This is a genomic window from Streptomyces sp. NPDC102451 (genome assembly GCF_044765485.1).
Taxonomy (GTDB): domain Bacteria; phylum Actinomycetota; class Actinomycetes; order Streptomycetales; family Streptomycetaceae; genus Streptomyces.
Genome location: NZ_JBIWKD010000003.1, coordinates 407,718 through 419,749, shown reverse-complemented (window position 1 = coordinate 419,749; position 12,032 = coordinate 407,718). Strand labels below are relative to the sequence as shown.

Genomic DNA, 12,032 nt, shown 5'->3' with positions numbered 1-12,032 from the left:
CGAGGACCGTGTCCGTCCGGTGAGACACATGCTCCGGATCGTGGGCGGCGGTACCGGGCCCTGGATCAGCCCAGGTCGACCGGGAGCTCGTACAGGTCGTTCTGCGTCACGATCGGCTTGTTCCGCAGCTCGGAGGCCGGTACGGCGAGGTCCAGGTCGGGGAAGCGCTCGTACAGCGCGGGCAGGGCGACCCCCGCCTCCAGCCGGGACAGCGCGGCGCCCGGGCAGACGTGCGGGCCGTGGCCGAAGGCGATGTGGCGGTTGGGGGAGCGGGTGATGTCGAACTCGCCCGCGGTCTCCCCGTACTGCTTCTCGTCACGGCCCAGCGCGCCGAACGAGACGATGAGGGCCTCGCCCTTCGGCAGCACCTTGTCGCCGACCTCGATGTCCTCGGTGGCGAAGCGGATCAGGACGTGCGAGGTCGGGGTGTTCCAGCGCAGCGTCTCCTCGATGACGTTCTCCCAGGGCACCTCGCCGCTCAGCACGCGCTTGCGCTGTTCGGGGTGGGTCTGGAGCGCCTCGACGACGTTGACGACCAGGCTGATCGTGGTCTCGTGACCGGCCGCGATGATCAGCTGCAGCGTGTTGACGATCTCCTCGTCGGTGAGGTGGTCGCCCTCCTCGGAGGCCGCGATCAGGGCGCTGGTCAGGTCGTCGCCCGGGTTCGCCCGCTTGTCGTCGACGATCTTCGTGAACAGGCTGCCGAGGTCCGCCATCATCTGCGGGACCTCCTCCGGCGGGGTCTGCGTCGAGAAGAACTTCTCGAACAGCTCCTTCAGCCGGGGGTGGTCGGCCGCGTCCACGCCCATCAGCTCGCTGATGACGTTCATCGGCAGCGGGTACGCGAACTCCGCCTTCAGGTCGACGGTCTCACCCTTGGGCAGCGCCGCCAGCCGGTCCAGGGAGGCGTTCGTCAGCGCCTCGATGCCGGCCCGCAGCCGCTCCACCCGCTTCACCGTCAGCGCCTGCGCGACCAGGCTGCGCAGCCTGCGGTGCTCGGTGCCGTCGACCGTCAGCATGGAGCGGCCCGGGTTGGCGAGGCCGATCAGCGGCCAGTCCATCGGGATCTCGCCGCGCTGCCAGGCGTTCCACACATTGATGTCCTTGACGACACGGCTGTCGGTGAGCAGCCGGCGCGCCTCGGCGTGGTGCGTCACCGCGTAGCAGTGGACCCCGCCGGGGAGCTCCACCTCGGCCAGCGGTCCCGCGGCGCGCAGTGCGGCGCTTTCGGCGTCGAGGTCGGCGACGAGGGGATCGAGGGCGATCCGGGTCATTTCTGGCCTCCAAGGGCGGGAGTGGGCGTGAAGTGCACCGGCAGCTCCGTCAGCCCCCGCAGCCACGGGGACGGGCGCCGGGTCAGCTTGTCCTCGGGGATGGCGAGGTCCACGTCCGGGAGCCGGTCCAGGAGCACCTCGATCCCCGTACGGGCGATGACCTCCGCGGTCTCCTGCGCCGGGAACGGGCAGCGGTGCTCGCCGTGTCCGAAGGAGAGGAACGCGTTGTTCCCGCCGGTCAGGGCGGAGCCGTCGGTGCGTACCTGCGGATCGCCGTTGGCGGCGGCGATGCCGAGGAGCAGCAGGTCGCCGGAGCGGATGTGGCGTCCGCCGAGATGGGTGTCGCGGGACGCCCAGCGGCCCGCCACGTTCTGGGTGGGGGTGTCCTCCCAGAGCACCTCGTTCATGGCCTCGGCGACGCTGTGCCGGCCGCCGGACAGGGACGCGGCGAAGCGGTCGTCGGTGAGCATCAGCCGCAGCGAGTTGCCCATCCAGTCGGCGGTCGGCTGGTGGCCCGCCGCCATCATCACCATGAGGTCCTGGGCGACCTCCTCGTCGGTGAAGCCGCCCGGGTCCTCCAGCATCCGGGACGCGACGTCGTCACCGGGTTCGGCGTGCTTGTCGGCGAGCAGCTGGAACATGGCCCCGCCCAGGTGCTGCTGTCCGGCCAGGGCCCGTTCACGGCCGTCGATCATGTCGTTGAGCGCGCCGACGAGCGGCCCCCCGACCTCGTCGCTGAAGCCGTAGATCTTCGCGAGGACGCGGGCCGGGAGCAGCATCGCGTACTCGGCGATGATGTCGGTCCGGCCGGTGGAGCAGAAGCCGTCGATGAGGTCGTCGGCGAACTCCTCGGCGTACCGCTTGAGCGCGAACGGGTCGACGCTCTCCAGCGCGTTGCTGATCATGGCCGCGCGGACGGTGTGCCGCTCACCGACCGTGTAGAGGATCGACGGCTGCTTGCGCCCGATCATCGGCAGCAGCGGCCAGTCGTCCGGGATGTGCTCCCACTGGTTCCACAGGTCCGAGTCCCGGCTGAAGAGCACCGGGTCGTTGGTGACCTGGTGGAGTTCGCGGTAGCCGAGGATCAGCCAGGCGGGTATGTCGCCGTCGAGCACCACGGGGGCCACGGAGCCCTGGTCGCGGCGCATGTCCCGGTACAGCTGCACGGGGTCCGTCTGGAACCGCGGTCCGGACAGGGGTACGGAACCGTGGGGTACAGGGCACTTGGTCACGGGGTGCGCTCCGGGGTCATCGCCGCGGCGCCCTGACCGCCCGCGAGCGCCGCGTCGGCGTCCTTCGACCGGGCGAGGGAGAGCGCGTGGAGGTGCTCGACCAGCGTGATCAGGACGTACTTGCTGGAGGAACGGTCCCGGGCGTCGCACTCGACGAGCGGGACGTCGGGGGAGAGGTCGAGGGCCTCGCGGATCTGCTGCTCGGTGTGGAGCGGGCCGCCGAAGTCGTTGCACGCCACGATGAACGGCGTGCCGTGGTGCTCCAGCCGGTCGATCGCGTACCAGGAGTCGGCGAGCCGCCGGGTGTCGACGAGCACGACGGCGCCCAGGGTGCCGGAGAAGAGGCGGTCCCACAGGAACCAGAAGCGTTCCTGCCCGGGTGCGCCGAAGAGGTAGAGGACCGACCGCGCGTCGAGCGTGATGCGGCCGAAGTCGAAGGCGACCGTGGTGGACGTCTTGGAGTGCACGCCGTCCAGGTCGTCGACGGCCTCGCCCGCGCGGGTCATGGTCTCCTCCGTGTTGAGCGGACGGATCTCGCTCACGGATCGGACCATGGTGGTCTTGCCGACCCCGAAGCCGCCGACAACGACGATCTTCAGTCCGTTGTCGGCCGTCGCCTGCAGGGCGGCACGGTCAGAGGTTGCGGAGTCCAACGAGCACCTGTTCCAGGGTGTCGGTGTCGGGGAGCCGGTCCTCGACACGTGCAGTACGGGGGTGGCGGGCGCTGATCCGGCCGGTGTCGAGCAGGTCGCACAGCATGATGCGCACGATGCTGACCGGCAGATTCAGGGTGGCCGAGATCTCGACGACCGCGGTGGGGCTGTGGCACATCCGCAGGATCGCGACGTGCTCCGACTGCATCCCGGGGTTCGGTTCGCACTCGGCGACGACGAGCGTCACCAGGTCGAACGCGGCCGAGTCGGACCGGCTGCGGCCACCCGTCAGGGTGTACAGCCGGTCCGGGTCGTCGTCGCGTCCGGGGCGGGGGCGCGGGACGGGTGTCATACGTCCGCGGTTTCCGTGGCCGGGGCGTCGCGCGGCGGGGCGACGAGGTGCTCGCCGAGCTGCTCGACGAGCTCACTCATGTTGTGGCCGACGAGGCCGACGTCGGAGTCCTCCGCCGCCACGACCGCCAGGTGGGCGCCCGCGCCCGCCTCGACGATGAACAGCACCCCGCCGTAGAACTCGGTCATCGCGGACCGTACGCCGCCGGTGCCGTCACCGAACTCGATGGACGCGCCGTGCGACAGGCTCTGGATGCCGGCGGAGATCGCGGCCAGCTGGTCGGCCTGGTCGACGGAGAGTTCGGGGGTGCGGCACAGCTTGAGGCCGTCCCGGGACAGGACGAGGGCGTGCCGGGCGCCGGGCGTGCGGTCGAGCAGCCCCTCCAGCAGCCAGTTCAGCTTCTCGTCGGTGGTCGCGCTCATCGGGTGTTGCCTTCCGGGTGCGGGGAATTGGCTCGTACCGCCTGGCTGAAGGTGCTGAAGCGGGCAGCCTGCACCTTCGGGTCGGTGGTACGGGGCCTGGGGGCTTCGGCTGCGCCGGGGGCGGCTTCGCCGGTACGGGCTTCGGCGGCGGCCAGGGTGCGGCCGCGGCGGCGCTTGGGCAGCCCGCTCTCGCCGAACTGCGGGACGGCACCGGTGGATTCCGACGCGGACTCGGAGGTCCGGGCCGCGGCCTCCCCCGGCGCGTCCGTGTGCGATGCGGACCCGGGGGAGTCCGCAGCGGTGGCAGGGGTCCGGCTCTCCGTCCCCGGCGTGGCGTGGTCCGGCTCGGGCTCCGGGTGCCGGGCCGGCTCGGAGCGGGGTGCGGGCATGGGCAGGGACGTACGGGAGATGAGCTCCTGCGGCAGCATCATCAGCGCGCCCGTGCCGCCGCGCGCCGACGGCCGGAAGGAGACGGTCAGTCCGTGCTTCCTGGCCAGCCGGCCGACGACGGCGAGGCCGAGCCGGGTGCCGGAGAGCGCCGTGAGGTCCTGCTTGTCGGCGGACACGGCCCGCTCGGCGCGGCGCAGCTGCACATCGCTCATCACCAGGCCGCTGTCCTCGACGGTGACGACGATGCCGGCCGGCACCTCCTCGACGTACACGTGCACCTCGGCGGTGGGCGGCGAGAAGTTGGCAGCGTTGTCGAGGAGTTCGGCCAGGGCGTGCATGACGCCCTCGGCGGCGTGGCCCGCGATCGCGACATCACTGGTCGAGTGGAGCCGGATGCGCTGGTAGCCGCCGATCCGGCCCATCGCGCCGCGCAGGATCGACTCCATCACGATCGGCTTGGCCCAGCGGCGCCCGGAACGCGCCCCGGTCAGCACGGCGATGGAGTCGGCGAGGCGGCCCGCCTGGGCGGTGCGGTGGTCCAGGTGCAGCAGATCGCCGAGCACGTCCTCGGCGGTGTGCCGGTGCTCCATCTCGCGCAGGTCGGCGAGCATGCTCGTGGCCAGGGCCTGCATCCGGCCGGCGGCGTTGGCGCAGGCGGCGATCGCGGCGGACCGCTCGGTCTCGCTGCGCCGGGCGCGGGCGGTGAGCCGCGCGGTCTCGGCGGTGAGCCGCTCGTGCTGCTCGGCGGCGTCGGCGGTGATCCGGGCGACCCGGTCGTCGGCCTCGGAGGTGGCCCGGGCGGCCTCGGCGGAGGCGGCCGATCTGATCCGGGCGGTCTCCGCGGTGAAGCGCTGCGCCTCGGCGGCGGAGGTCGAGACGAGGCGGGAGGTCTCGGCGGTGAAGCGCTCGGAGTCGGCGGCCCGGAGGGCGCGCAGATGCCGGGCGGTGGCGAGCGTGTGGACCGTGACGGCCACCGCGACGCACAGCAGCACGGCGGCTGCGCCCGTTCCCCAGGCGAGCGGGGCCCGTACCGAGGCGGGAGCGGCGGCGACCGCCCACAGGCACAGAGCACCGGTTACGGCTGCCGAGATCAGCAGGGCGAGTGCGGTCGGCCGGAGTGTAGGGCGCAATCGGAGTCCTCGGGGCGGACGGTGCGGCGGGAGGGGCAGGTGCGGCGAAGGGACAATCGGGACACATCGGTGTGGTGATGGTGAAAGAACCACAACTGGAGCTGATTGTTCCTGATCAAGTCACGGCAACTATAGGAGAATTGGCGACTTGTTTGGGGATTCCTTGTGGCCACTTCTGTATGAAATCTGGCTTGAAGTGGTTCCTTTCGTGTCCTGCGATGCGTGTGCGCCGGAGTGGGCGGCGCGTCGGGTGGGTAAGTAGTGGTGAATGTGTCGCTATGTCCCCTGTGTGAAGCTTGATTTGTCACGATCGTCGCTCGTGGGCCGGTGGCCAGCTAGTGTGAGCGCTCCGGTGCGGCCGACCTCCCAGGTCGGCACTGCCGTAAGACACACCGCGCGCCTTGAAGGGGGAGGCGCCGCGTGGCCCCGACGGAGGACGCAGCAACCGTGGACGCGCAAGGCCGTGGGCGGGACGAGGGCATCGACCCCGCAGACCAGTGGGTACTCAACCCCGACACCGGTGATTACGAACTGCGACTGACCCCTTCCTCAGGGCGATCATCCGCGTCGGCCGGTACGTCCGAGGCCAGAACGGCCGGGCCGCGCCGCAGGTCGAAGCCGGAGACGGCACCGCCCGGCGACCGCGCTTCCGTGCCCCCCCAGCGTGGTGGCCGCCGGGCCGCCGGCGGCGGACGCGGGGACCGGGACGAGGCGCGCAAGCCGGGCGGCCGGGCGGCGCCCCCCGCCACCGGGCGCCGCAAGGCGAAGCCCAGGAAGTCCCGTAAGAAGAAGGCCCTGGTGTGGACCGGTGGCGTGCTCGCCTTCCTGCTGCTGGGCACCGGCACCGCGGGGTACCTCGTCTACCAGCACTTCAACGGCAACATCACGGCCGTCTCCACCGACGGGGCGGGCACCGGTGGCTTCAGCAAGGACCGCGCGATCAACGTCCTGGTGATCGGGACCGACAAGCGGACCGGCGAGGGCAACGAGGGCTACGGGGACGCGGGAAGCGTCGGCCACGCCGACACCAACATCCTGTTCCATGTCTCCAAGGACCGTACGAACGCGACCGCGCTGAGCATCCCGCGTGACCTGATAACGGACATCCCGAACTGTCCGACCAAACTGGAGGACGGCTCCGAGAAGGACATCCCCGCGACCTCCGGCGACCGCTTCAACACCAGCCTCGGACAGTCCGACCGCACCCCCAGCTGCACCATGCGGACCGTCACCGAGCTCACCGGCCTGAAGGTCGACCACTTCATGGTGGCCGACTTCAACGCGGTCAAGTCCCTGACTACGGCTGTCGACGGTGTGAAGGTCTGTCTCGCCAAGGACATCGACGACAAGGACTCGCACCTCAAGTTGTCCAAGGGCGAACACACCCTCCAGGGCGAGCAGGCCCTCGCCTTCCTGCGCACCCGGCACTCCGTCGGCTTCGGGAGCGACCTGAGCCGCATCGAGATCCAGCAGCAGTTCCTGAGCTCGCTGATGCGCAAGCTGAAGTCCAACGACACCCTGACCAGCCCCACCAAGATGTGGACGCTCGCGGAGGCGGCCACCAAGGCCCTCACCGTCGACGACAACATCGCCGACATAAACCAGCTCCGCAAGCTGGGCATGGAGCTGGCGTCGGTCGACCCGAAGAACATCACGTTCACCACGGTCCCGGTGCTGGACAACCCGGACGACAAGGCGACCGTCATCCTCGACAAGTCCAAGGCGCCGCAGGTCTTCTCGATGATGCGTGAGGACGTCTCCTTCACCGCGGTGGAGAAGCAGGAGAAGGCCGCGGCGAAGGCCAAGAACGACGCCAAGCTGAAGGGCGAGATGGCCGACGCGGCGGACGTGCGGGTCGACGTCTTCAACGGCGGCGCCCCCGCCGGCTCCGCGCAGAGCGCCCTGGACTGGCTGCAGAACGAGGAGGGCGTGCTGAAGTCCACGAACAAGGCGAACGCGCCCGAGAACGTGAAGAAGACCCAGCTCGTCTACGCCCCCAACCAGGCGGACCAGGCCCGCCGACTGGCCGACATGATGGGCCTGTCGGCCTCGGCCCTCAAGCCGACGACGACGGACGCGGGCGAGATGGACCCGATGGTGCTGACCCTCGGCCCGGACTTCAAGGAAGCGGGCAGCCCGCTCTCGGCCCCGCAGAAGGCACCGGACGACATCCAGCGAGTGGAAGCGGACAAGGCAGTCTGCGCGAAGTAACCGACCGGCCCCCCAGACCGACGCCGCCCCGGCACCCGCGGCCCAACCGGCCAATTCAAGCCCGTCCGGCGTTTGAGGACGGAACCCTCACGCCAGGCCCCGGGTGAGCGCGGCGTCCGGGCCCGCCACCTCGCCGAGGTACTGGCGGAGGGCCTCGACGGCTGACGGCTCTACGGCCTGCGGGCCGAGCCGAGCCGAGCTGAGCGGAGCCGACCCGGGTCAGAGCGTCACGACGGCCTCGCTCACCGCCGCCGACAGCCGCTCGTTCTCCGGGGCAGCCCCGCCCGGGAGGGCGAAACGGCGCCGGGTGTAGCCGTAGGCCACACCGTTGACAGGATCGGCGTACGCCTGCGAACCCGCCGCTCCCGAATGCCCGAACGCGCCCTCGCCCAGGGCCGGGTAGTGACCCCGCTGCGCCTCGAAGCCCAGGGCGAAGGGGTCGGCCACGGCGGTCACCACATCGGTCCCCTTCCACCGCACCCGCCCCACCTCGGCCACCGTCTCCGGTGTGAGCAGCGGCGCCCGGCCGTCCAGCCCGGAGACGGCAGCCGCGTACATCCCCGCGAGGCCGCGCGCCGAGCCCACCCCGCCGACCGAGGCCGGGCCGAGCGCGCGTACCGCCCGGGTGTTGGCGAGGGCGACCAGGTCGAGCGGCGGGTCCTCGGCGAAGCCGAACGCGAGCGCCATCAGGCTGTCCAGGTCGAGCGGGTTCGCCGCGGCCTCCGCGGCCTGCTCGGGGGTGGCCACGCCGGGCCGGATGTCCACGTAACGGGGTTCGAGCTCCTCGGGCAGGCCCAGGTGGAGGTCCAGCCCGTACGGGGCGCGCACCCGCTCCTCGTAGATCTCCTGGATCGACCGCCCGGTGGCCCGCCGTACGACCTCGCCGGTGAGGGCGCCGATCGTCAGCGCGTGGTAGCCGGCCTCCGTGCCGGGCGTCCAGTACGGCCGCTGGCCCGCCAGCCGCGCGGCGATCAGGCGGTCGTCGGCCAGCTCCTCGATGCTGAACCCGCCGTCCGCCCAGATCAGTCCGGCACGGTGCGACATCAGCTCCCGCACGGTCAGCTCGCCCTTGCCCTCGGCGGCGAACTCCGGCCAGTAGGACGCGACCGTACGCTCCGGATCGATGACGCCGTCCTGGACGAGCAGCGCGACGACGAGATGGGCGGCGCCCTTGGTCGAGGAGTACACGGCGGGCAGCGAGTCCCCGGTGATGCCCTCCCCGGCCCACAGGTCCACGACGAGGCGGCCGTGGTGGTACACGGCGAGCTGGCTGCCCGGCTCGGTGTGGTCCGCGGCGAGTACGGCGGCGTACTCCTCCCGTACGCCCTCGAAGCCCGCCGCGACCGTGCCCCGCACGGTGATGGTGGTGTCAACGGTGTCCGTCATGGAACGCCCCCTGGAGTGATCGGCCCGATCGGTACAGGAACCCCCAACTCCCTTACGTCAGGCCTTCATTCCCGCTCGCCGACGGAATTTCCGGGCCGTGTCCGCTGTTCACGCGCGACGATCTCCCGGGCCAGCGCCGCCAGTCGGGGCAGCGCGGGATGGCCGGGCCCGTCCCGGCGGGCCAGCAGGACGGGCAGCGGAGGGGCGTCGTCCAGCGGCACATAGGTGACCCCCGCGTGCGGATGCATCTGGGCGGTGGAGGCCCCCGAGACCCCGGCGCCGCGCCCGGCCGCGATGGCGGTGAGCCAGTCGTCGGTGTTGGCGACGGTGACGGTGCCGGCCGGCCGGGCCCCCGGAGGCCACAGGGCGAGCGTGGTGGCTCCCGAGACGGTGTTCAGGACGACTGCGTCACCGGTCAGATCGGCCAGCGACAGCGAGGCGCGGGCGGCGAGCGGGCCGTCGGCGGCGACGGCCGCCACCCGGGTCTCCGTGAACAGCACCTCGGTGACGAGCCCCGGGGCGTCCACGGGCCCGCGCAGCAGTGCCGCGTCCACCTCGCCCCTGGTGAGACCGGCTGTGCGGTCGTCGATGCGCAGAAGTTCGAGCGGGGTCCCCGGGTGGCGCTGCTGCCAGGTCCGCAGCAACGGCGTGGTGTACGGGCCGAACGCCGACCAGGCGTGACCCACCCGCAGCGGCCGGTCGTGCAGCCGTCCCGGGTCGAGGGCGTCGTCGAAGGCGCCGACCGCCGCGGCCGCCTTGTCGCGGAAGGCGACGCCTTCGGGGGTGAGGGCGAGGTGGTGGGTGGACCGGTCGACGAGCCGGAAGCCCAGGTGCCGCTCCAGGGCCGCGAGCGTACGGGAGACGACGGGCTGGGTGACCCGGAGCCGGGCGGCGGCGCGGGTGACGCTGCCCGCGTCGGCGACGGCGAGGAAGGCCCGCAGATGCCGGACCTCGATGGAGCGCCCGCCGCTCCCCGTGCCCTGTCCAGTGCTCATGCCTGCGGAGCATAACGGGAGCGCAATCGGCATTTCACGGGAGGCGCGCGGGTCCCTACGGTGAGGAAGTGACCGACGCCGTTCCGGTGTCGTACTGTAAACCTTCTGGTGCACTGTATTGAACTCGATGGAAGGTTCCCGGTGAATGACCCGCGTGCTGCCGCAGAGCCGGCGGCTGCCGTTTCCGTACCCGAGGCGGTCTCCGCGCTCGACGAGCCCGGCCACGGCCGGCCAGGGCGCCCCGGCGCCCGTAGAGCGGCACTCGGTCCGGTCGCGCTGGTCGTGGCGGGCGGGCTCTCGGTGCAGTTCGGCGCTGCGGTCGCCGTCCTGCTGATGCCGAAGGCGGGCGCGCTCGGCGTCGTCACCCTGCGGCTCGCCGCCGCCGCGCTCGTCCTGCTGGTCGTCTGCCGGCCGAAGCTGCGGGGGCACTCGCGCGCCGACTGGGGCACCGTGCTCGCCTTCGGCGTCGCCATGGGCGGCATGAACACGCTCTTCTACCAGGCCGTCGACCGCATCCCGCTGGGCGCGGCCGTCACCCTGGAGGTGCTCGGCCCGCTGGTCCTGTCCGTCGTCGCCTCCCGCCGCCTGGTCAACCTCCTCTGGGCGGTCCTGGCGCTCGGCGGCGTGGTCCTGCTCAGTGGCGGCGGCTTCGACCGGCTGGACCCGGTCGGCGCGGTGTACGCCCTGAGCGCGGGCGCCATGTGGGCGGCGTACATCGTCTTCAGTGCACGCACGGGCCGCCGCTTCCCGCAGGCGGACGGGCTGGCCCTCGCCATGGTCGTGGCCGCCGTCCTCTCGCTGCCCCTCGGCATCATGGAGTCCGGCTCGAAGCTCCTGGTCCCCACCACCCTGGGCCTCGGCGTGGCCGTCGCGCTGCTGAGCTCGGTCCTTCCGTACACCCTCGAACTCATGGCGCTGCGACGGCTGCCCGCGCCCACCTTCGCGATCCTGATGAGCCTCGAACCGGCCATCGCGGCCACGGCGGGCTTCCTCCTGCTCGACCAGGCGCTCTCCACGACCGACGCGCTGGCCATCGCCCTGGTCATCGGCGCGAGCATGGGCGCCGTGCGCAGCCAGACGCGGCGCTCCCGGAAACGGTGAGCCCCCGGGGGTGATCTGTTCGTTCCGCCTGCGCCGCCGGACGCCGAATCCTAGGGTGGTCGTGACGGCCGACCTGGAGGAACACATGCCCGAACGCGACGATCTGCTGGCGCTCGTGACCGATCAGCGCACCAACTTTCTCTACACCGTCGCGGGACTCGACGACGCCGGGGCCCGCGCCCGGACGACGGTCAGCGAGCTGACCCTCGGCGGACTGCTGAAGCACCTCGGAGGCGTGCAGCGCAGCTGGCTCGACGTCGTCGAGGGCACCGCCCCGGCCAAGATCGACTGGGCGGACCTCGACCCCGACGGCAACCGGATGACCGACGCGGAGACGGTGCCCGGACTGCTGGAGGCCTTCCACGCGGCGGCCGCCGACTTCGACCGTACGGTGCGCGAGGAGGCCGACCTCGACCGTGAGGTCACGCTGCCCGCGTACCCCTGGTCGCCCCCGGAGCCGGTCGTCTGGACCGTCCGCCGCGTCCTGTGGCACATCTTCCGCGAGATCGCCCACCACAGCGGCCACGCCGACATCATTCGCGAGGCGCTGGACGGTGCCAGCACCACGGCGAAGATGGCCGAGGCGGCGTCGAAGGGGCAGTAGCGGGCGCCCTGCCGTGCGAGCCGGATGCGCCCGCCCCGCGCCACCGTGCCGGGAGCGGGCGCGGGAGGCACGATGGAAGGGAGCGGAGGAAGGAGGCCCGCGCATGGGATCCGCCAAGGGAACCGACGAGTACGACGGGCTGTACTCGCACACCCCCTCGCAGGCCGAAGGGGAACGAGACGAACCGGCCGTGCGCGGAACGGCCTCCGAAACACACCCCGACGTCCCCCGCACCGAACCCTCGCAGGCGGAGGGTGACCGCGCGGAGTAGACGGCCCACGG

12 protein-coding genes are annotated in these 12,032 nt (G+C 71.8%); 4 read left to right on the top strand and 8 right to left on the bottom strand.

Annotated features, from left to right (window positions below; translation table 11 throughout):
* Positions 1–65 precede the first annotated feature (65 nt).
* From ACIRD8_RS08980 to ACIRD8_RS08955, 6 genes are read right to left on the bottom strand one after another with little or no spacing between them, the layout of a single operon-like run.
* Positions 66–1,274 (bottom strand): cytochrome P450, encoded by a 1,209-nt coding sequence (locus ACIRD8_RS08980; protein WP_403988218.1) that lies wholly within the window; start codon positions 1,272–1,274, stop codon positions 66–68.
* Positions 1,271–2,506: a cytochrome P450 gene (locus ACIRD8_RS08975; protein ID WP_403988216.1), complete on the bottom strand. Its 1,236-nt coding sequence runs from the start codon at positions 2,504–2,506 to the stop codon at positions 1,271–1,273. Before ACIRD8_RS08975 ends, ACIRD8_RS08980 begins: the two co-directional genes overlap by 4 nt.
* Positions 2,503–3,159: a GTP-binding protein gene (locus ACIRD8_RS08970; RefSeq protein ID WP_403988214.1), complete on the bottom strand. Its 657-nt coding sequence runs from the start codon at positions 3,157–3,159 to the stop codon at positions 2,503–2,505. Before ACIRD8_RS08970 ends, ACIRD8_RS08975 begins: the two co-directional genes overlap by 4 nt.
* The gene (locus ACIRD8_RS08965; RefSeq protein WP_403988212.1) at positions 3,140–3,511 is read right to left on the bottom strand and encodes a DUF742 domain-containing protein; all 372 of its coding nucleotides are present in this window, start codon (positions 3,509–3,511) and stop codon (positions 3,140–3,142) included. The genes ACIRD8_RS08970 and ACIRD8_RS08965 overlap by 20 nt, the downstream gene beginning before the upstream one ends.
* A complete protein-coding gene (locus ACIRD8_RS08960) occupies positions 3,508–3,933 on the bottom strand; it encodes a roadblock/LC7 domain-containing protein (RefSeq protein WP_403988210.1) in 426 nt (141 codons plus the stop codon). The genes ACIRD8_RS08965 and ACIRD8_RS08960 overlap by 4 nt, the downstream gene beginning before the upstream one ends.
* Positions 3,930–5,453, bottom strand: coding sequence for a sensor histidine kinase (locus ACIRD8_RS08955; protein ID WP_403988209.1), 1,524 nt, complete (start codon positions 5,451–5,453; stop codon positions 3,930–3,932). Before ACIRD8_RS08955 ends, ACIRD8_RS08960 begins: the two co-directional genes overlap by 4 nt.
* Before the next feature lie 447 nt (positions 5,454–5,900).
* On the opposite strand from ACIRD8_RS08955, the gene ACIRD8_RS08950 reads away from it, so the two are divergent.
* Positions 5,901–7,664 carry an LCP family protein gene (locus ACIRD8_RS08950; RefSeq protein ID WP_403988693.1) on the top strand — a complete coding sequence of 588 codons (1,764 nt, stop codon included), beginning with the start codon at positions 5,901–5,903 and terminating at the stop codon, positions 7,662–7,664.
* A gap of 219 nt (positions 7,665–7,883) precedes the next feature.
* On the opposite strand, the gene ACIRD8_RS08945 is transcribed toward ACIRD8_RS08950, so the two are convergent.
* On the bottom strand, positions 7,884–9,050 hold the full coding sequence (locus ACIRD8_RS08945; RefSeq protein ID WP_403988207.1) for a serine hydrolase domain-containing protein: 1,167 nt from the start codon (positions 9,048–9,050) through the stop codon (positions 7,884–7,886).
* A 65-nt stretch (positions 9,051–9,115) separates the two neighbouring features.
* On the bottom strand, positions 9,116–10,045 hold the full coding sequence (locus ACIRD8_RS08940; protein WP_403988205.1) for a LysR family transcriptional regulator: 930 nt from the start codon (positions 10,043–10,045) through the stop codon (positions 9,116–9,118).
* 141 nt (positions 10,046–10,186) lie between these two features.
* Between ACIRD8_RS08940 and ACIRD8_RS08935 the strand changes: the two genes are divergently transcribed.
* The 3 genes from ACIRD8_RS08935 to ACIRD8_RS08925 all read left to right on the top strand — a co-directional run bounded on the left by ACIRD8_RS08935 (position 10,187) and on the right by ACIRD8_RS08925 (position 12,021).
* A complete protein-coding gene (locus tag ACIRD8_RS08935; RefSeq protein WP_403988203.1) occupies positions 10,187–11,146 on the top strand; it encodes an EamA family transporter in 960 nt (319 codons plus the stop codon).
* An 85-nt stretch (positions 11,147–11,231) separates the two neighbouring features.
* Positions 11,232–11,750: a DUF664 domain-containing protein gene (locus ACIRD8_RS08930; protein WP_403988201.1), complete on the top strand. Its 519-nt coding sequence runs from the start codon at positions 11,232–11,234 to the stop codon at positions 11,748–11,750.
* A 103-nt stretch (positions 11,751–11,853) separates the two neighbouring features.
* Positions 11,854–12,021 carry a hypothetical protein gene (locus ACIRD8_RS08925; RefSeq protein WP_403988199.1) on the top strand — a complete coding sequence of 56 codons (168 nt, stop codon included), beginning with the start codon at positions 11,854–11,856 and terminating at the stop codon, positions 12,019–12,021.
* The last annotated feature ends 11 nt before the right edge of the window (positions 12,022–12,032 follow it).